This is a genomic window from Entomomonas asaccharolytica (assembly GCF_016653615.1).
Taxonomy (GTDB): domain Bacteria; phylum Pseudomonadota; class Gammaproteobacteria; order Pseudomonadales; family Pseudomonadaceae; genus Entomomonas; species Entomomonas asaccharolytica.
On sequence record NZ_CP067393.1, the window covers coordinates 1419654 to 1439729 of the forward strand.

Sequence of the window (20076 nt, forward strand, 5' to 3'; positions counted from 1 at the left end):
CATTAGGAGTTAAATTCGTTGTTAAAAAAATTAAAAACAGAAATAAAAAACGAATAGAGCAACAGACAACAGAGTAAGGAAAAGATAATACTACCTATTTTTTAAGAGTTAAACTTTAACAACGGGTAGTTCATTCCATCTGGTTGTAAAACGCTTACTGAGAAAGTTTCGTTTTATACTTGTGTTAGCACTAGCTTTAGTACAACCCACTTGTATAGTACCTCTTCCCATCTTACTATTAATCTTATCAATGGTACCCATCAGTTTATCACGACTTTGTTTCTCAACTGGTTGTGAAGAATTAAATAAGTCTAATTGCATACGATCTTTATCTATGAGATCCAGTAACATAATACCTGTTTTCATAAATAAATAGTTCTTACGATAAATAGCTTTTAATCCTTCTTTAGCGGTATTAGCAATTACACTGGTATCATCAGTAGGAAAGGGTAAAGGAATAACAATAGAAGGATTGTATTGTGGGTGACTTTCTTGAAAGCGATTTGTTTTCAGAAAAACCATTACAGCTTGTGCAACAGAGTTTTGTTTTCTTAACTTTTCAGCACCTCTATTAACATGTAATCTAATGGCTTGACTCAAATAATAAAGATTACTTGTAGTATGTGACAAACTTCTTGAAGTCATTATATTCTTTTTGGGAGTCTCAAAATCATCTAACTCAATACAAGAAACTCCACGTAACTCAAGAATAGTACGTTCCAAAAGTACTGAAAAATGCTTTCTAATATACTTTAAATCGGCCTCTCGCAACTGCCAAGCAGTTTCTATTCCCAATGATAATAATTTAGTAGCGATTCTACTGCCAACACCCCATATCTCTGAAGTAGGTAATTCCTTTAATAGATCATCTAATAATGTATCATCGGCATTTAAAAGACAGACTCCCTCATATTCAGGATTCTTTTTTGCTACATGATTGGCTAGCTTCGCGAGGGTTTTACTGGATGATAGACCAATACTAACGGGTATACCTGTATTACGTTTAATGATCTTTCTTAAATGCTTACAATAATCAACAGGATTGGCATAAGCTAATAAATGAATAAAAGCTTCATCTATTGAATAAATTTCCAAATCTGAAACTTCCTCATTAATCGTGTTAAATACCCTTCGGCTCATATCTCCATAAAGCTCATAATTAGAACTAAGTAAAGTGATATGTTTACGAATATCAGGAGATATTTTAAAAGCAGGCATTCCCATAGGCACAAGAGGCTTAATCTCATTAGAACGAGCTATGACACAGCCATCATTGTTGGAAAGAATACCTATGGGTTTACCTTCAAGTTTTGGGTTAAATACACGTTCACAAGAAGCATAAAAGTTATTGCAATCAATAAGACCAATCACTAACTTCTACCTCTTAAAGAATGAATAGTATGTATGACGACACCCCATACATGAACATCTTTATCCTCTAAAGGAATAGTAGGGTATTCAGGATTGCCAGAAACCAAACAAAGTGAATTAGGCATATAAGCTAAACGTTTACAGGTTAACTCACCATCAATAGCTACAATTAAAATATCACCAACTTTGGCTTCAAGAGAACGATCAACGACTAGTAAATCACCATCAAATATTCCATACTCAATCATAGAATCACCTGCTGCTCGAATGTAGTAGGTAGCACTAGGATGTGGAATTAAATGTTCTGTAAGATCAAGTTTAGTTTCTAAGTAGTCATCAGCAGGTGAGGGAAAACCAGCTCTAACGGGGTTATTAACAAGCGGTAGGTAACGTTCAACGACCTCACGGACACCGCCAAGTACAACAGCACGGGTTATTCTGTCCAAGAGAAAATCTCCAAAAAAATTAATACAATACAAAGTCCGTAGGCCAAAATCCCTAGGCATCATGCTCATTATTTTTGGAAATGAATGCGATAAATAGAGTTATCAAAGAGGATAAAACAAAAATCATAACTGAATGATATAGCTATAAATTTATGTTAGTCAATAAGAATTATACGACTTTGGTCTAATATCAGCATTTTATGCACTGAAAAATAAAATATAATGTAATTATTGCGAATATGTATTTAGGTAAGGTTTTTAGATAGATTACATTAAGGAAAAGAAATGACAATACAACAGACTGTTACTAAAGAGACATATGATTTTCTAAAAAAGTTTGAAAGCAATTTCTGTTCTCTTCCTAATGAAGAACTGCTATCTATTAATAGTTTTAGTCTTTTATGGATGCTCTTTGAAAATAGACTACTAAATAAATCTGCTTCAGCCCAAAAAATTATTGATAAAGTTAATGAATTGAAAAAAGATAATAAGTTATCTAGTATATTTTGGATGCCACATCTTAATTATTTTCAAAATAGATACATTTCAAATGATGGTACAAATTATTTATTTGATGATCTGTATTTTCGTAAACCTGATAAAAAAGAACTAGTTAAAGCTGTTTTGTTGGGGGAAACAAATGAACCTGAAGAAACGCTTGCTGCAATATTGATAATTGTTTTACGTTTACGAAATAACCTGTTTCATGGAGAGAAATGGTCATATGGAATTAGAGATCAACAAGATAATTTTAAACAAAGTATTGATCTATTAATATCCTGTTTAACAAGGTTTATTTATGAGAAAGATTTGTGAGATAAATCCTTTTCTTAATTCAACTAAAGACATGCGCTCCAAGTATTCTTAATACATTATCTGCGTCATTAATATGTTTTTTCCTATAATTATGCTTTAAAAAAATAACACATCTTTCAATAAGCATTTATTGGTAATAATAAATCTCAAGATTATAAAATTAGTATTACATTAGTTGAAAAAAAGAACACAGTTAAATGGAAATGAGTAATTTCTATTTAACTATATTCCTACGAGGGTAAAAGGCGTAAAAAGGTCAAAAGGCTTCTAAAAGGCTAAAGGGAAGGGTAATTAAGGGGTAAGGGGCTTACCCTAAAAAGGCTTAAGGACTAATTAAAAGGCCAAAGGGAATATCCTCCACCTCGCTGCGCTCGTCGGAGAAATACATGCTCATTAAACTACGAACACTACTTGGGTTGGTGGATAAAAAGACCATACCCAGTGAAGTTAAACATAACTTGCAACAGGGTTATTTACAGCCATTATCGGCAAAAGAACTACTGCAAACAGACCTAAGACAAGCGATATTAAGTCATATATGGCAGCATACCTCCTTATCTAAAGAAAACTTCTACACCATCTATCTACTGCCTATAGAACGCTATGCTCAACTGGTACAACAATTCCCTGCCTCTGAAAGCCACCACCATGCCTATTTAGGTGGAATGCTAGATCATGGTTTAGAACTGATCGCCAATGCCCTAAGATTGCGTCAAAGCTACTTATTACCACCTGGAGCACCACCAGAAGACCAAGCTGTCCAAGCCGATGCTTGGACAGCAGCTATCGCCTATGGAGGACTACTCCACGATATAGGTAAAATTGCTGTCGATATACATGTACAGCTACAAGATGGAACACACTGGCATCCTTGGATGGAACCAATCAAACAACCCTATCGCTTTAAATACATCAAAGGACGCGACTACCATCTACATGATGCAGCAGCAGGGCTACTCTACAACAAAATCATTGCACCAGAAATAATGAACTGGTTATCCAACTATCCAGAACTGTGGAGCAACCTACTTAACTTACTAGCAGGGCGTTATGAACAGGCAGGTGTGTTGGGTGAAATTGTTAACAAAGCGGACAAAATCTCTACTGCTAAAAATATTGGAGCTAATCCTGACAAAGCTATCCAAGCTCCTAACAACTCACTTCAGAAAAAACTGATTACAGCCTTACAACACTTGATTAAAAATGAATTGATCATCAACAAAACACCAGGTGATGCATGGTTAACCAACACAGGCTTGTGGTTAATGAGCAAAACAGTAGCTGACAAAGTAAGAGCCTACCTACTAAGCAATGGATTTGAAGGCATTCCTAGCAACAACACCAAACTATTTGACGAACTACAATCCTTTGGCATTATCCAAGCCACAGAAGAGGAAAAAGCTATATGGAAAGCCACTGTGAGCGATCAATCAAACAACTGGCAACAAGAATTCTCTCTGATCAGAATATTGCCTACCTTAATCTGGAACAATACAGAACAAACACCTTCAGTATTTGATGGAACTATTGCTTTTAGTGAAGATAAACCAACCAAAACAACCAATGAACCAGAAATAAACCTATTGGCTGAACCAACTGTTAAGCAAACAAATTTAGACACGGGTCAAGAACATAATCTAATCAATAATACTGATAACACAGTCAACCTATTAGAAGATACGCCAAGCAATATACTTACTCAGTCACCTGTCAAAGAAACCAAAAACTTTGAACTTAATACTGAAGATGATACAGATAACATACTTGCGCTATTTAATGATGATATAACCCCAGAAAGATCAGAAATAAATGATGAAATCAATAATACAGAATGTAAAGAAGTAGTAAATAAAAATAAACAATCGTTTGAAATAACAGAAAAAATAGACAACCCAGAAAAATCACAACCAGCCTTTATTATCAATGCACAGCAAGAACTTTCACCCAAAGAAATAGGTAAACACTTTGTAAATTGGCTTCAATTTAAAATTGAACATCATAAACTACCTATCAATGACAGCAACGCCAAACTACACATAATCGAACAACAGCTCCTCATAGTTTCACCAGGTATCTTTCAGCGATTTACTCACGAACACCCTGAAATAGAACAACTTAAAGCAAAATCGATCAAACTGGAAACATGGCGTTGGGTACAAAGAGGGTTTGAACAACAAAAACTCCATAAAAAACGACCCGATGAACTCAATATATGGCAATGCGAAGTCAAAGGGCCACGTAAAAAGGGCAAAATCATTCAAGGCTATTTATTAAATTCAGAATCGTTTTACAAAGAATTTATACCTCATGACAACCCCTTTTTAACCTTAAAAACTGAAACAGAGACACAGCAAGATAACTTAAGCAATTAATGTGCTATATGATTAAACATCAGGAAATTAGATAATGGTACCCGTTATATATACCTGCCAAGAACTACTTGAAGAATTTTTATTCTCCCGAATTATTCGAAAAGATACAGTCAGCAGCTATCGTAAAGCTATCAACAAACTACAAACACTCCTTAATGAACACCAAGGAATGGATATCCATAGCATTGAGCCTAAACTACTACTTACATGGCGAAGAAAAGAACTTAACCGAGGATTAGCCTATGTGAGTTGGAACACCTATATTAGGCACCTAAAAGCCATCTTCAACTACGGTATAGAACACAACCTACTCCATTATCCTAAAAACCCCTTCTTAGAACTCACTGTTCCAGTACCTAAAAAAAAGAAAAAAACCATTACTGAATTTTCAATCGTACTGGCTAGAGAATATTTAGAAGAGACTCAAGCAAAGGATCAACAAGGGCAACCTGTTGGCAAACTACATCCTGTATGGTTTTGGCGAACAGTCTTTGAAACTTTCTATTATACAGGTATTAGACGTAACCAACTCATTCATTTGAGACTCAGAGACGTAGACCTAAGAAACCAATTAATTAACATACGATTCGAAGGCTCAAAGACTCATCGAGAATACCAAGTACCTATCTGCGATAGCTTATTGCCTTGGCTAGAAAATATTATCCAAATAGCTGTTCGCAAAGGGTTTAACAAAGATGACCAACTCTTTAATGTTAACCGCTATACCTTAAAAGCTAGAAAAAACCTAACCAAAGAAATGACCTTAGACAGAGTATCTAATGTCTTTCAATCCCTTTCCATAGAACTCAGCAGCAGAATCACCCCACATCGTTTCAGACATACACTAGGAACAGACCTGATGAAAGACCCTGATCGTAATCTGCATTTAGTCAAAGATTTGATGGGGCATACTAACCTAAAAACCACCTTAGAATATATAGAAACGGATATTAGCTCCATCAAGCAAATATTAGATACTCGTAACACATTGAAAGGACGAAAATTTAGTCAGGTTTAATTGCTTGTAATACTAATAGCTAATATATTTTAGATAAATATTCTTATATTTTAAAAAGTTTTTTAAATTAATGCGGAAATAACTCATACTATCATGAGTCTAACTCATTATAGTACTCTATTCAAAATTTAATAAAACTCTATAAAACACAATATGTAGTAATATTTATTTATATTTCCTCAATATGGTGTGTTTAAAATAAATAATTAATAAATGGTTATTAGTCTCATACCTCATCTGAGATTATTTGACGCACATGAATATTTTTGGATACATTATTTACAGAAACAAAAAGTCACATTTTGTTACGTTTTGTTTCTAGTCATAAGGGAGGAATGGACTAAATAACTGTTATTAAAACCATTCCAATTGTGATGTTATAAAAAACGAAATCACTTTAGGTGATGAAAAAAATAAATATATTCTGTTATTACAGAATTTACAGATAAGAGTGTGAAATTATGTCGTTTTCATCCAAAATATCATCATTCACTTGTCAGTCGCTTGTTGAGTATTTTTTATTTAATAACATATTAAGACCAGAAACCAAAAGGACTTATCGTAAAATGATGAGTAAGCTACAAAGTTTACTTATAAAACATCAAACATTTAGTATTTATAACCTTGAAAAAACACTGCTTATCAATTGGAGAAGAGAAGAGCTAGACAGAGGACTAAAAGCTTCCAGTTGGAATAGCTATGTTAGACATTTAAAAGCCATCTTTAATTATGCCATCAAGGAGGGCATATTAGAGTATGAGAAAAATCCTTTTTTAGAACTCTCTGTTCCAGTACCTAAGAAAAAGAAAAAAACATTGACTGCATTCTCTATAGTCAATACAAGACAATATTTTGAAGAAATCCAAGCAAAGGATGAACAAGGACAACCTGTTGGTAAACTGCACCCTGTATGGTTTTGGCGAACAGTTTTTGAAACCTTTTACTACACAGGTATTAGAAGAAACCAACTGATCCATTTAAGACTAAGCGATGTTGACCTAAGAAGTCAACTGCTTCATATTCGCTTAGAAGGCTCCAAGACTCATCGAGAATACCAAGTACCTATCTGTGATAGCTTATTGCCTTGGCTAGAAAACATTATCCAAAGAGCTACTATAAAAGGTTTTAATCAAAGTGACCAACTCTTTAATGTTAATCGCTATACATTAAAAGCAAGAAAAAATCTAACAGAAGAAATGACCTTAGACAGAGTATCCAATGTGTTTGAATTTATCTCTAAAAAAGTTGGTAGTAGGATTACCCCTCATCGATTTAGACATACATTAGGCACAGACCTAATGAAAGATCCTGATCGTAATTTACATTTAGTCAAAGAACTGATGGGACATACTAATATAAAAACCACTTTAGAATATGTTGAACCCGATATAAAAATGATCAAACAGGCTTTAGATAACAGACGAGTAGTGGGGTATTGTAAATAATCATTTAGATATAAAAGAGGAGAAAAGAACAACGCCTACAAAAAAAATTACAAGAAATATCTTGCAAAATTTCTGTAGGCGGTATATTCTGAAAGAGTACGTGAATTGTGAGCGCACGTATATCTTTCATTTAACTTCACAGGACGGCAATCCCGTGAAAGTCAAGAGTAGCAGTTGGTGGGTCGTACAGGGTTCGAACCTGTGACCAATTGATTAAGAGTCACTAGCTCGAATCTTTAAAAACATTGCAACACAAAGCATTAATATACATACAAAATCCCACACTATATAAAAATATACTGAAATTGATTACTATTTTGCAATGGTTACAGCTTTCTTGTGGGACAAATTTAATCAGCTATTTCTGCCTTTCTATCATATACTTTTTTAGTTAAAGAGGTAGAAGAGTGACCTAATCTTTTTCTAGCTTGTTCAATATCATCTGAATCGGTAGCTACTTTAGCTCTTAAATCATGCTCTGTAAAACGTTCTTTTAAATTAGTAGTATTTAATGCCTTCTTCATATATCGCTGCCATATAGAAGCAAAACCGCTTGCTTGGCTGCCATCTGAATATGAGTTACCATCACGAGTACAAAATATATACTTTGATTCACAAGGACGAACCTTTAAACACGCAATAATAGCTTCTCTTCGTTCTTCATTCCATGTATAGATAGTTTTCTTTCCTGTTTTTTGATGTACTGAATAGATACCATCATCTTGTAAATTATCTATAGTAAGTCTTAACAGGTCGCCTTGTCTTAAACCTGTTGCTAGTTTTAATTTTACATAAGCATTAATAAAGGGAGAGCATACACTTAAAAATTCTTCTAATTCCCAATGCTCAACATAGCGAGTACGTGACTTCATAGAAAACTTAATATTTAAGCCTCTCATTGGGTGCTGCTCATTCTTGATAATTCCCCACTCAATAGCTTTACTAAATAGGTGACTCAATACTGCCAAGTCATTATTAGTAGCTTTCTTTCTATCCTTATTTTTATCTTTATATTTAAATACCCACGGTGTTTCAAACTCAATTACTGGTATCTCACCAAATACAGTACGCAGTCTTTTAATTGAAATAATATCTAATTTTTGTGTATTAATAGCTTTAGTTGGTGTTACTTCTGATAAGTACCTAATCATTAGGTCATTCATTGTTATAATTGGTTGATCTTCTTCAGAGAGTGATTTTATTATTTCTGAATACTTTATTAAAGCGTCAGCTTGGTTCTTTGCTAATGTTATTTCTTGTTTGCCATTAAAGAGTTGTTTTCTTTGCGCTTCTGATACCCATCTAGGAACTCTATATCTCCATGCACCATTTTTCCAGCGCACAGATTGAGCAAATGTCTTTATCCGTTGTCGTTCCATTTTGGCTGTCTCTTAACTTTTGTTTTATCTTCAATTTGAATAGAGGATTTAGGGATAATAATTACATTGTCTACAGGGTGGACAAAATACCTAATTCCCATAGCGTCTAATACTTCTCGTTGTGGTTTTGTATGTTTACGTCTAGTTAATCGAAATACATCATCTTCATCTAATACTTCACTCATCTTGACCACCTTTATTAAGAAACTTGGCTATTTTTATGGCTGTTTCTAATTTAAAAATAATTCCTATCATTTCTTTAGGGTTATCTGGTTCTGCTTTATGAATAATGAATCCACTATCAAAAGTACCAATAATGAAATGTTCATTATTAGGAACTGATATTGCTGCTTCTGAAGTAGTTAATATCTTTACACCTTGCTCAACTCTCATTCAATAAGCTCCTCTTTAACTTCTAATTCATTGCCTAAAATCTTTTTTAGTAGAGAAATAACTTCTTTAAATGCTTCATCATCCATACCCTTGTCAATCATTGAGTAAAGGCTTAATAAAGCATAGCGATCAATAGGATCATCTATATAGTTTGGAAGCTTCTCGTCAATAACTCTTAGCAGGTACTTGCTACCAAGTGTTGCTAGATAATCTATACTTACTTTAATCATAATCACTCCTCGCCCTAAGTAGGCTCTACCTGTAAACTACTCAAAAATTGATTGGCTGCATCAACTGGATTATCAAAAGAGTTATTAGCAATATTCTTAATAAAATCTGTGAATACAAAGCTGACTAACTGTGTTTTATTGTTAATACCTAACTTATTAAATATGTTTGTCGTAAGACGTTTTACGGTTGGTTCTGCAATTCCCAACTCAAAACCAACTTGTTTTGCTGGATAACCATTGATTAACAAAATACAAATTTCTCTTTCTCTTTTAGTTAGCTTGTTCAATAAGTCATTAATCTGTTTCATTTACTTAACCTGTTAATAAATTAATCTGTTCATTAATCTTATGGAAAGGAGTAAGCTTTCTACCTTGCTTAATCATTACCTTTAAGTTATTACCCCCCCTGTACGTTTTGCTAGGTCGATATAATCAAAACAAAATTCAGGAGAAGAAAATTCACCAGATACAGTTTTATATTTACCTTTATCTGTTTTTTCACAGACGATAAAAGACATAAGTACACCTCATTAGTGAAAATGATAGTTAGTAGGAGTAGGGTATTTATCCACAAATACTGTGAATAAGAATGTTAGTAAGTGTTGAGTAAGAGTTTTTACTGTGTGCTATGACTAGCTAAGTGTTAGATAGTTAGGAATTAGGCGGTGTTAGTTCTAAAAAGTGGGTATATATTTTTTTAATAGTACCAAAATTAGATACGCCACCTTCAGTAGCTATAAGACAAATTCCTTCACCATTTGCCTCTAATATTTGGGCTGGTAAATATTTAGGCCTGCCTTGTCCATGCAGTAAAATAGGCATTGGCTCTCTAGGTAATTCCTCTATAGGCTGCCAGTTAATAGCTGGTTGGCGAGTGTTCCATATTCTGATTACTTCAGATTTAGAAGATAATCGCGGTGTAGTTATTCCGCATTTAGTACATTCAACATAATGAAAAACATCGTTAAAGTAACTGTTTAGCAAAGATTCGCCACCACAAGCACATGGTTTAAGTTCTGTCATTGGCTTGCTCCATATCCTTAATATCTTGTTCAGTTAATTTATTCAATCTTAACTATTACTACTGAAATGCTTGTACTTGAAAACTCATTGTCATACACGGGTGAATAGGTATGTTTAAAGCCTTTCAATAGTTCTTTATCTTTTGCACTTGCTGGTAATACTGCAACAAGCTTCCCATTTTCATTAAGTAGCTTGCTAGCTGCTTCAATATGAGCTTTCCAACGTCCTTCACTGTATGGCGGATTCATTACAATACGATCAAAGCGTTTATTAGTTTTTTCAGCCAGTTCGATAAAATCACCATTAACAACTGTAAATCCTTTTTCTTTAAGGATTTTACTGTGTAGCTCGCTTATTTCTACACATAATGTTCTATCTTTAGGCATGAAATCGGCAAGTCCGCCTATACCAGCACTAGGCTCTAAACATTGATCTGTTTCGCCTATTTCAGCTATTTCTATAGCCTCTTTAGCAATATTTTCAGGCGTAGGATAAAACTGATAGCTTTTATAATGTGGTATTTCACCCGTTTGGACTATTTCATCAATTATGCTGTCAACTGGATAGTCAAATGAGTATGTTACCCAATGGCTACCCCTAACAGTTTCTTCGGTAGTTTTAACACCGCCTATTTGTTTTAATACTTCAGCAGCTTCATCAATAATATATTGATTAACGCCATAAGTTTTAAACTCTATAGAGTTGTAACTTATTCTTGTGCATTGCGTTAGAAATACAATAACTTCACTAGGTAATGGCTTTTCCATTAGCTTAAATTCTTTAGCCTGTTTTTTTGGTTTTTCTCTGAATCTAGGCGGAATAGCAGTAGGATATAAATACGCTAATACATTATTTAATTTCCAAGCCATTTCAGGATTAATTTCAACGTGAGCAGTACCTTTTTTATAAACTCTTAATCTAATGTGGCCACCATCAATTGACATCCATTGACCTGTAACTCTATTTGCTGTGCGTATTAGATCATTAGTAGTATTATAACTAGAGTCATTAGGAAGCCCTGCGAATTTCCTTACTATTACCCTTAGATCATGTAAATATCCTTTCTTTGTATAATTTCCATAATAAATATGTCCATCATTAACATACTCAAGAATCATCCTTTTACTAAAGCCTTCAGGCTGATTAGTAACATGATTGCCTGATAATGCTCTAAAAACGCCATCCACACGTTCAGCAAAAAACTTTTCCCTATCAGTTAAAAGACTTATTACAGTAGCCTGTATATTGTCTCTATTAAACTCTATGGTTTCATATTCGCTAATTTGCTTATTTAATTCAGCTCTACGTTTTTCTGGCATAATGTCTAATACGCCAGTAAGGTTAATAATTTTTTGCCAATATTCAGCTTCTAAAGACTTAATAGCACCTTCTTTATTTGTTAAATACTCAAGACGAGGCGGATAATTACCATTATTCTTTTTAGCATAGTAATTTCCAAAATAACCTGATACTTCATCCATTTCTTTAATAAGATTTTCAGAAAAACTATTAATCTTATTTTTCTTAAAAGTAAATTCAGAAAGTAAATCATCAACTCTGTTGTAAGCAACAGGAGCAAAGAAAGGATTGCTATCTACTAATTCGCCAGCAATAGGAGAGCATTGAGCGTTCATGGTAAGCCTCATTAAATAATAGCTTGGTATTGGAATTTAATTAATGTACAGTTTCTTTAGTTGGTAAAGATTTAAAGAAATCTAATAAGTCTTCTGGCTTAACAAGATAGTCATCCCATTTACTGCCATTTTCAGACATGCTAATTGATTGGTAATACCGTACCAACTCACATGGAATCAAATAGATTTTATGAAGCTTATTATCTTTGATGGCTATACATACAAAGAAATCTGCAAAGTATTCTTGTTTTTTAAGGCTAAAAGCCCATCTTTTAGATTCTGATCTACAATTACTTTTCTTGAGAGTAGAGGTTTTAACGTCTACGCTATAACCTAATACATCAAAATCAATCTTGCTTTGAAATTGCTCTGCATTTAAATCTTTAGCTATAGGAACTAACTCTTTAAAAATACGCTCACCTTCAGCTGCTAATTTGTCACTATCAGAGCCATAACGCGCCTTGTCACCAGTTACTTTTACACCTTCTTTAATAAGAATTGTGTAAAGCTGTTGCCACTTAATACCTACTTCATCAGCAGCTAACTTAAGGTTTTTATGTTTATCATAAGCTTCTATACATGCTTGATTGCTCATATAGCCTCCTAGAAGGGGATTGAATCATCAAAATCATCAAAATTAGGTGCTGGCTGTTGTGGTCTTTGTTGATCTTGAGGTTGTTGAAATTGCTGTGAATTATTGTATTGTTGTCTTTGTTGCTGTGGTTGCTGGTTAGGGTACTGTTGACCATAACCATTATTTGCATCTTGACGACTGTCTAGCAGTTGCATTGTACCGCCCATATCAACCATTATTTCAGTTGTGTACCGTTCTATACCTTGTTGATCTTCCCATTTCCTAGTTTGTAAACGACCCTCAACATACAGTTTAGAACCTTTGTGTACATACTGGCCTACAATCTCAGCAATCTTGCCAAAGAAAGTTACTCTATGCCATTCAGTACGCTCTTTTTGTTCTCCTGTATTTTTGTCTTTCCATGTGTCAGAAGTAGCTAATGAAACAGTAGTCACTGCATTGCCATTAGGCATATAACGCATTTCTGGTTCATTGCCTATGTTACCTACTAATATAACTTTATTAATGCCCCTTTGAGCCATAGTATTTAACCTCTTAATCTTTTTTCATATTCATCAACTAGCAGCTTAAACTCTAATAAGTCAGCTTCTAGTTGCTCTATATAATCATCATCACGTTTAAACTCTTTGTACCAAAGCTGTTTGCCTACCGATTCAAGAGCAGGGCAGTACAAGCACACATGCCACCATTTACGACCAGTAATCCACATACAGCCTTGAACCTGATCTATTACGTCAGAAATATCTTCATCAAGATAAATAGCTCTTAACTTGTCAGGGGCTAGAAAACATTTATATTCAGAGCCACCGTCATCATTAATAAAGCCATCAGCACTAGCACCAAAAACACCGTCATCAGTTTTTACAATGCCTACTTCCTTAACTAGAAATCCTGTTTGCGCTTCGTGTTCCATACGCGCTAAAGGTTCTAACTCATTGCCTCTTCTGGCTTGCCAAGTTTGATAACCTTCATCTAATGGCTGTCCTGATATACGTTCAATGGCTACTTTTAAAGCATAGTTTTTGGCTTGCTCTGAAAACTCACCTACTTTTTCACCTCTAAGAGCTTTAGCTATAGAATCAGCTTTAGGTCTAGCCTTATAACTGGCTTTCTCTAAAGCTTCTTTTTCTGGTAAACCTTGTTTGATAGCATTAACGTAAATGCTTTGTTGAACTGTTAAAGTATTTATCTTGCTCCTTGCTACTTTAAACATGCTTGCAGTAATACAGCCTGCACGCGCTTTAAACCATTCATCACTTCCTTGTGAACAGTTATACATAATCATTAGTTAGCCTGTTCTTGTTCGCTTATTGATTTTTGCTTATCAGAAATTAATACTTTTAATCTGTTCCAAGTTGTAGAGTCACCTATATTTTTCAAGGTGTTATTTGTATCAGTCCATAGCTCCCTAAGATTTTCAGCAGTATTTGCTTTTTCTAACTTGGAATTAAATTCATCCTCATTAAATAAAGGAGTTATATCACCATAAGTATCAGCTTCTTGATCTATCAATTCAGCAGTTGGAATACTAAACGTTTGAAGTAGGGCGTATTTGTGAGCTATTGACATGGCTTTAGCTGTAGCCTTGTCTCCACTATCCATACCTTCACCAGCAACAACACAATCAAGATGTGAGCCATCTTTACACCAAAAAGTATATTTAACCTTTATATTAACAAAGGCTAATACACTAACTTTGCCATTCTTATTAGTGGTTCTTTCAGTTCTTGATTGCTCTAAAACTTCTGGAGCAGTGAATATTCCATACTTTGATAAAATAGGATGAATAACATTGTAAATATCATCAATGCCACGATAATTAAAATTTTGTTGTTCGTTTCTTTTATCTTTGCCTATAGCTTCAATATCAGCCATAACACAGGCCATTGCTTGATAAATATTCTTTGCTTCTGGCAACTGTTCAGGTTGGTTATTTTGTTCTGACATTTTAATACCTCTGATTAATGTTCATTTACACATAAGAGAGCAATCTAGCCATTGTTTAAATTGGCTTAGCATAGGTAACTAGGGGTATAGCTAAATTGCTCTCTTATAGATAAAAAGAAAGGCCGAATTAACAGCCTTTCTTGATTCTCTTAAATTAAATATTATTAAATGTTAATTAAATTCATAGCATGAATAGTCTCCTCTGTTGTTCGCTAGCGAATCGCCTAGCACTTTTAATCTATATAGGAAATATGCTTAGTTATGAGGTGCTGGTTACTCTCGTCCAGCGACACGAACCTAATATCAAAATAATTAATATGACAGGGATATTAAGTTGTGACAGGTGATTGCCTTCTAGCTACTGATTAAATAGGCAATTACATTAATCAGATTGCAGTAATACATTCCTGCGCGCCTTCCGTTGTATTCTTATGTAACATCTGGGGTGAGAGAGGGAACTACAACACTCATAGCTTACCGACTGAAATAAATCGACATCCTTGTCATGGCTTAAGTAATTAATATCTTGAAGAAACTACATAAAAATAGTTTTCTGTTTTAATTGCTTTGCTGCGTTCATCAGGATCACCTGTTTTCTCTCTTAGTTTTTCCTCTGCTTTCTTATTACAATCACAATTTCTCATTAGTAAGACCTCAACTAGTTCATTAATAAAATCAGCCTCTAAAAGCTAATTTTGTTAGTGAACTAAATCGAAAGCAGAATATACAAGGATTCTTCTGCTTTCTTTTGTAATTAATTAAAATTTAAAACTATCAACAACGGCTTTAAACAGAAAATCTTTAGTGCGCTGTTCCTGTGGTAACTCGCTGTAAGGTCTAAAACAAGGATGCTCTTTCTTTTCGGGATCTTTTACTTCCCCGTACTTCCAGCCTTCATCCTGCTTTTGTTTTAACCAGCTTTCATGGCTTTGTTCAGGTGTAACGTTATCATTACTTAAATGATATTTGACACCATTGATAGCACTATCTTTTTGCCATTGCGGTGCTTCATGCCAATTAGGTTGACTATCATCACCAATAGAATGACAATAAGCCTTATTCACATTGTGGGCTATCATCGCTACAAAAGAATGATCTATACAATCAGCTGATGGTGACTCACAATATTTTTTTTCATAATCATCTAATGCAAAACAATCTGAATCATTTTTACTCATCTTAATTTACCTGCTTGATTAAAAATTGATTTTTATAAAGCTTTTCGAGCTGTCTATCTTTCCTTGTGCGGTACAAACCTTTACCTGTATCTCGCTACTGGCGACAGATCAGGCCACTTATAAACAGCTAGCATATAGAGCATGGGTCTATATGGCTGATATATGTCGTATCAGCTCGCCTTGATTATTTATCCACATCAAACATAACGTTCTATCAAGCGTGGGATTCTAACTATGTTAAAGAGCAGGGCATTAAAGCCAGTTGTAACCATTTTTAGTTGCTAACCTCGTAAAGTTAGCAAGTGAAAAGGGCTATTTAGTTAAATCAATGTCACAATGTCGCTTTGCGCTATCCAGTGTTTTTTCATCAAGTTCTTCTGTACGATAATCCATAACTTCAAAATCACCTTTAGTTGCTGACCATTCAGCTTCACTAATTGCTTGTTCTTCATTATCTGCTTCAACAATCACAGTACATCTTGCTAATAAATCTATTTCGTAATAAGCCATGACTAACTCCTATGGTCTTCAAAATATTTTTTATCCATTTCTAGCTTAAATTCTTTAGCTAAGTCCTCTACGTAATATCTACCTATTTCACCATTAGCTATTTTTTCTACAAATTCTTCATAGCTACTTAAAATTTCTAAACAGTGTCCTACTGACATAGCTGAAATTTCTCCTAGATTTTCGTTATCTTCAAATAATTTGAATGTTTTAACTCTGTCTTCTGAAGGGTTTTTAATAACTAAAGTAATGTATTTATCGGACATGATTAACCTCTCTACTCAGCAGGGAACTTATTAATAGTTTCAAACAACCAGTCTTTAACTTCTTTCCACCAGTCGAGCGCACCAATATCCATGCGTTCAATTTCATCATCAGAGAAATTACGCCATTGTTCTATTGAGTAGTTTTTACAGCCTATTTGAATACGGTCTTTTGTATAAGTAATCGTATACTTGCCACAGTTTCTTAATGTTTTTATAAATCTGTTATCACCGCAAGTATCCCATAGCCTATTATTTTCTAGGTTAGCACCACACAGGTTAGCACCACACAGGTTAGCACCACGCAGGTTAGCACCACACAGGTTAGCACCACGCAGGTTAGCACCACACAGGTTAGCACCACGCAGGTTAGCACCACGCAGGTTAGCACCACACAGGTTAGCACCACACAGGTTAGCACCACACAGGTTAGCACCACACAGGTTAGCACCACACAGGTTAGCACCACGCAGGTTAGCACCACGCAGGTTAGCACCAAACAGGTTAGCACCAAACAGGTTAGCACCACACAGGTTAGCACATTCTCCGCCTTCCTCGTCTTCTAACCACATGCCATGTTTTTTTAATACTTCTTGAAGTTCATCTAAGTTCATTGTTTTTCTCCTATAAAGCCCATACAATTACTGAATAAATAACCATTGCGGTGAAAATAAAACCGCACATGATGTTTAATACTGTTTCCATTTATGCAACCTCAATCTTTGAAGCTTGTGTAATATCCATAGCAGCATTAGTAAGAAAATAACCATAAGAGCCTATTCCGCTTTGTAGTGTTACTGATTCTGGATACTTAACTGATAGATCAAGAGCATCTTCCATTTTTTGAATAAGACTTTTACTTTCTTCAATACCTTTTCTGATGGCTTCTATTTGGGGTTGAGAGAACATGATCTTTCTCCTATGCAGCGTCTAGCGTCATAATTTCGATAACTAACTTATAAGCTTCTTCATAATTCATTGGTGCTCCTGTTGCGTCACCGCATAATTCAGGGCATGAACCAGTAGTCATAAGTTGGTTAATGTAGTTATTTACTTCTGATTGAACGAAAAATTGAGGTTCTGGACGATTCCAAGCAGGATCATTAGCTAAGTCATGACTAGCTTGTCCTTTTATATAAACTTGGTTTGCCATTTTGATTACCTCAACTGTTCGTTGTTTGTTGGGATAATATTACAATGTGTAATCATATTAGTCAATACGAAATGTAATTATTTTTGTAATCAGTGTAATAATTTCAATTATTGTATTTTTTAGGTTAAGATATTGCTTACAGACTGAACCTCTGTAATTAACTAGTTGGAACAATGCTATTATGGTGGCATTGTGTTTGCTGTTGTCTTATATCCAACTAGGTAAGTTAACAGGGTTCACTTGCACAATGTCGCCTCCAGCCATGAACCAGCTAGGCGATATTTTAACTAGTTGGAGAATCATCATGTCACAATCAAAACAAGCTCAATTCAATATAGAACTATTGAAGTTACAGCAGAAGTATCAAACAGAACCACAGTTACTAAACACATCTAAGCATCTAGTAAGCAGATCATTAAACTTAGCTATAGAAAATCCATCTTTTAGAGAAGCTTTTTCAGCTTTAATTGTTAAGAATATGAAAGGGTAGGCAATAAAAAAGCCCTTGTTAGGGCTTTAAATATAATCAATTAATAATTCTTTAATTTCTTTTTCTGTTTCTATTTTATTTATCTCTATTTCAAGATTTGTTTTTTGTGGAATCAGTTTTGTCCACTTTTCTAGGGCTTTTTCTCTTGTCTGCGATACTTCCTTCGGAAGTTGATACTCCATCATTTTCTCCTTCTTTAGAAACATCTTTATTTTCCTCTACTTTTATCCTATTTAAATTAAAACATATTGGATCAGGATTATCTATAGCTAAACTCAAATCATCTAATAACTTTAGTATTAATTTTGTTTCAATATCTGTTGGAGCGCGTACCTTTTTGAACAAAGTAGCCGCTTCTTTTCTATCAATAACAAAACCATGATCTGGATATTGTGCAACAATTTTGGGAAGAGCATTAGATTTAAGATTTTTTGCGTCTTTATTAAGTCTTTCACCGTATTCATAACCAATAGCATTAGCTCTATTCATTTCTCCTAGTCTATAAGGATCTATTTGAGCATAAATAGGAGTCAATAAGTCAGTGGCTAATTTTGTTGCTATTTCAGCAACAAGCTTTGTAGATAGTCTACTTCGTAATTTTATCTCAAGAATTGAATCAGCAATAATCGCTTTTGCTTGGTTCCTAAGCATTGAAAGCGCTTGAGGAATAACCATACCAGAACTACGCTCAATCAGTTCATCAGGTTTCATCATTTGAACATCAAGCGGCCCTAATTCTCCTTTATCTGCAATAATTAGCTCACTGCCCCCCATTACAACTAAAGTGCCTGCTGATTTACATATATATGGAATTACTACTTTAAAGTTTCCATAATAATGTCTAAAGCATCTGGCCATTCTAAATCCTGCATGAGGATCTCCTCCGCAAGTATTTAATACCAGATAGGCAGAATCGCTAATTTTCTCATTAATACATATATCTGTTAATTTTTCATATCCATCCCTATTTATATCTCCACAGTAAACAATGATGTCATCATCTATTTCTTCGAATCGTTTTATATATTTATTATCACTCATTTTAATTTCCTTTGAGTATGTAATCAGAACTAAATTTCTAAGCCCCATAAGGGGCTGTTGTTAATCTATATCACCCAAATTTCTATCTATTACTTTTCCAAGAAATTTGCACTCAGCTTCATCAATAGGTATTGGCTTAAAGTTATCATTTAATGAATTAAGATAACTTTGCCCTGCATCTCGTAGTAGTTGCTTAAAAGTCTTAGAGCCATCTGGCATTTCTACTATGTAAAACTTACCGTGTTCTAGTTTATTAAAGTTAGGATCTATCAAAATCATGGTACCACTAGGAAATGTTATTTTATTCATAGGATTTGATGACCACATTGAATTTCCAATAACTTCAAGCCAAAAACCTTTTTTTATATTTTTTGAAGACATTAGTGCGCCTCTAATCAGATTAGAAGATAAGCGCTTATCTAGGTATTTTTCAACATCATCCCAGTTAATCACTGGGTAGGAGAAAGGTTTGATCACGTGAGGTTGTGATTGTACACTTTTCACGTTGTTAATTTCATTATACGAAAGATTATTAGACGAAAGTTTTGTGCCACCAATAGAAAGAGGTGGAAGGCTTAGTGCTTCTAATATGTTGTTAATTGTGTCAATATCAGCAGTACGCCTACCACTCAACCAGTGAGCAACAGCGCCCTGACTACAATCTAATTTTTCAGCTAAAGCATATTGAGAAATTTTTAGCTGTTTCATTTGCTCTTTAGCAAGTTTTTTCCAATCATTCATATTTCAAATATTACACTCTGTACTAAATAGAACA

The 20076-nt window shown here is 34.3% G+C and carries 28 protein-coding genes; 5 read left to right on the forward strand and 23 right to left on the reverse strand.

Going from position 1 to position 20076, the window contains the following annotated elements; all coding sequences use genetic code 11:
• Positions 1-108: 108 nt before the first annotated feature.
• Both JHT90_RS06505 and JHT90_RS06510 read right to left on the reverse strand, forming a co-directional pair.
• Positions 109-1371 carry a Y-family DNA polymerase gene (locus JHT90_RS06505; protein ID WP_201095361.1) on the reverse strand — a complete coding sequence of 421 codons (1263 nt, stop codon included), beginning with the start codon at positions 1369-1371 and terminating at the stop codon, positions 109-111.
• Entirely contained in the window at positions 1371-1817 is a 447-nt protein-coding gene (locus JHT90_RS06510; RefSeq protein ID WP_236254059.1) for a LexA family protein, read from the reverse strand. Before JHT90_RS06510 ends, JHT90_RS06505 begins: the two co-directional genes overlap by 1 nt.
• A gap of 285 nt (positions 1818-2102) precedes the next feature.
• Here JHT90_RS06510 and JHT90_RS06515 point away from each other — a divergent pair, with 285 nt between their 5' ends.
• The 4 genes from JHT90_RS06515 (at position 2103) to JHT90_RS06530 (ending at position 7468) form a co-directional block, all read left to right on the forward strand.
• Positions 2103-2633, forward strand: a complete 531-nt coding sequence (locus JHT90_RS06515; RefSeq protein WP_201095363.1) for a hypothetical protein — start codon at positions 2103-2105, stop codon at positions 2631-2633.
• Between the two features lie 386 nt (positions 2634-3019).
• Positions 3020-5005 (forward strand): MobH family relaxase, encoded by a 1986-nt coding sequence (mobH, locus tag JHT90_RS06520; protein WP_201095365.1) that lies wholly within the window; start codon positions 3020-3022, stop codon positions 5003-5005.
• Between the two features lie 34 nt (positions 5006-5039).
• Positions 5040-6023: a tyrosine-type recombinase/integrase gene (locus tag JHT90_RS06525; RefSeq protein ID WP_201095367.1), complete on the forward strand. Its 984-nt coding sequence runs from the start codon at positions 5040-5042 to the stop codon at positions 6021-6023.
• 566 nt (positions 6024-6589) lie between these two features.
• Positions 6590-7468, forward strand: a complete 879-nt coding sequence (locus JHT90_RS06530) for a tyrosine-type recombinase/integrase (protein WP_201095369.1) — start codon at positions 6590-6592, stop codon at positions 7466-7468.
• 350 nt (positions 7469-7818) lie between these two features.
• Here the strand turns inward: JHT90_RS06530 and JHT90_RS06535 are convergent, their stop codons facing one another.
• From JHT90_RS06535 to JHT90_RS06615, 19 genes are all read right to left on the reverse strand, one after another.
• Positions 7819-8847: a tyrosine-type recombinase/integrase gene (locus tag JHT90_RS06535; RefSeq protein WP_201095372.1), complete on the reverse strand. Its 1029-nt coding sequence runs from the start codon at positions 8845-8847 to the stop codon at positions 7819-7821.
• Entirely contained in the window at positions 8829-9032 is a 204-nt protein-coding gene (locus JHT90_RS06540) for a DUF4224 domain-containing protein (protein WP_201095374.1), read from the reverse strand. The genes JHT90_RS06535 and JHT90_RS06540 overlap by 19 nt, the downstream gene beginning before the upstream one ends.
• A complete protein-coding gene (locus JHT90_RS06545; protein ID WP_201095376.1) occupies positions 9025-9240 on the reverse strand; it encodes a hypothetical protein in 216 nt (71 codons plus the stop codon). Before JHT90_RS06545 ends, JHT90_RS06540 begins: the two co-directional genes overlap by 8 nt.
• The gene (locus JHT90_RS06550) at positions 9237-9470 is read right to left on the reverse strand and encodes a hypothetical protein (RefSeq protein ID WP_201095378.1); all 234 of its coding nucleotides are present in this window, start codon (positions 9468-9470) and stop codon (positions 9237-9239) included. Before JHT90_RS06550 ends, JHT90_RS06545 begins: the two co-directional genes overlap by 4 nt.
• Before the next feature lie 14 nt (positions 9471-9484).
• A complete protein-coding gene (locus JHT90_RS06555; RefSeq protein WP_201095380.1) occupies positions 9485-9778 on the reverse strand; it encodes a helix-turn-helix transcriptional regulator in 294 nt (97 codons plus the stop codon).
• Positions 9779-9859: 81 nt separating this feature from the next.
• Positions 9860-9988 (reverse strand): hypothetical protein, encoded by a 129-nt coding sequence (locus tag JHT90_RS15315; protein WP_269090271.1) that lies wholly within the window; start codon positions 9986-9988, stop codon positions 9860-9862.
• A 133-nt stretch (positions 9989-10121) separates the two neighbouring features.
• A complete protein-coding gene (locus JHT90_RS06560; RefSeq protein WP_201095383.1) occupies positions 10122-10493 on the reverse strand; it encodes a Lar family restriction alleviation protein in 372 nt (123 codons plus the stop codon).
• A gap of 38 nt (positions 10494-10531) precedes the next feature.
• The gene (locus tag JHT90_RS06565) at positions 10532-12127 is read right to left on the reverse strand and encodes a class I SAM-dependent methyltransferase (protein WP_201095385.1); all 1596 of its coding nucleotides are present in this window, start codon (positions 12125-12127) and stop codon (positions 10532-10534) included.
• 40 nt (positions 12128-12167) lie between these two features.
• Positions 12168-12722: a hypothetical protein gene (locus JHT90_RS06570; protein WP_201095386.1), complete on the reverse strand. Its 555-nt coding sequence runs from the start codon at positions 12720-12722 to the stop codon at positions 12168-12170.
• 8 nt (positions 12723-12730) lie between these two features.
• Positions 12731-13243, reverse strand: a complete 513-nt coding sequence (gene ssb / locus JHT90_RS06575) for a single-stranded DNA-binding protein (RefSeq protein WP_201095388.1) — start codon at positions 13241-13243, stop codon at positions 12731-12733.
• Positions 13244-13248: 5 nt separating this feature from the next.
• Positions 13249-14007: a lambda exonuclease family protein gene (locus JHT90_RS06580; RefSeq protein WP_201095390.1), complete on the reverse strand. Its 759-nt coding sequence runs from the start codon at positions 14005-14007 to the stop codon at positions 13249-13251.
• Positions 14007-14669: an ERF family protein gene (locus tag JHT90_RS06585; protein WP_201095392.1), complete on the reverse strand. Its 663-nt coding sequence runs from the start codon at positions 14667-14669 to the stop codon at positions 14007-14009. Before JHT90_RS06585 ends, JHT90_RS06580 begins: the two co-directional genes overlap by 1 nt.
• Before the next feature lie 518 nt (positions 14670-15187).
• A complete protein-coding gene (locus JHT90_RS15320) occupies positions 15188-15313 on the reverse strand; it encodes a hypothetical protein (RefSeq protein ID WP_269090272.1) in 126 nt (41 codons plus the stop codon).
• Positions 15314-15427: 114 nt separating this feature from the next.
• A complete protein-coding gene (locus tag JHT90_RS06590; protein WP_201095393.1) occupies positions 15428-15847 on the reverse strand; it encodes a RyR domain-containing protein in 420 nt (139 codons plus the stop codon).
• A 312-nt stretch (positions 15848-16159) separates the two neighbouring features.
• A complete protein-coding gene (locus JHT90_RS06595; RefSeq protein WP_201095395.1) occupies positions 16160-16357 on the reverse strand; it encodes a hypothetical protein in 198 nt (65 codons plus the stop codon).
• 2 nt (positions 16358-16359) lie between these two features.
• Positions 16360-16620 (reverse strand): hypothetical protein, encoded by a 261-nt coding sequence (locus JHT90_RS06600; protein WP_201095398.1) that lies wholly within the window; start codon positions 16618-16620, stop codon positions 16360-16362.
• Between the two features lie 11 nt (positions 16621-16631).
• Positions 16632-17231, reverse strand: a complete 600-nt coding sequence (locus JHT90_RS06605) for a pentapeptide repeat-containing protein (protein ID WP_201095400.1) — start codon at positions 17229-17231, stop codon at positions 16632-16634.
• Positions 17232-17322: 91 nt separating this feature from the next.
• Positions 17323-17526 (reverse strand): hypothetical protein, encoded by a 204-nt coding sequence (locus tag JHT90_RS06610; protein WP_201095401.1) that lies wholly within the window; start codon positions 17524-17526, stop codon positions 17323-17325.
• 10 nt (positions 17527-17536) lie between these two features.
• Positions 17537-17770 carry a hypothetical protein gene (locus tag JHT90_RS06615; protein ID WP_201095402.1) on the reverse strand — a complete coding sequence of 78 codons (234 nt, stop codon included), beginning with the start codon at positions 17768-17770 and terminating at the stop codon, positions 17537-17539.
• A 181-nt stretch (positions 17771-17951) separates the two neighbouring features.
• On the opposite strand from JHT90_RS06615, the gene JHT90_RS06620 reads away from it, so the two are divergent.
• Positions 17952-18260: a hypothetical protein gene (locus JHT90_RS06620; protein WP_201095403.1), complete on the forward strand. Its 309-nt coding sequence runs from the start codon at positions 17952-17954 to the stop codon at positions 18258-18260.
• A 90-nt stretch (positions 18261-18350) separates the two neighbouring features.
• On the opposite strand, the gene JHT90_RS06625 is transcribed toward JHT90_RS06620, so the two are convergent.
• A complete protein-coding gene (locus JHT90_RS06625) occupies positions 18351-19301 on the reverse strand; it encodes a S49 family peptidase domain-containing protein (RefSeq protein ID WP_201095404.1) in 951 nt (316 codons plus the stop codon).
• 60 nt (positions 19302-19361) lie between these two features.
• Entirely contained in the window at positions 19362-20042 is a 681-nt protein-coding gene (locus JHT90_RS06630) for a LexA family protein (protein WP_201095405.1), read from the reverse strand.
• Between the last annotated feature and the right edge of the window lie 34 nt (positions 20043-20076).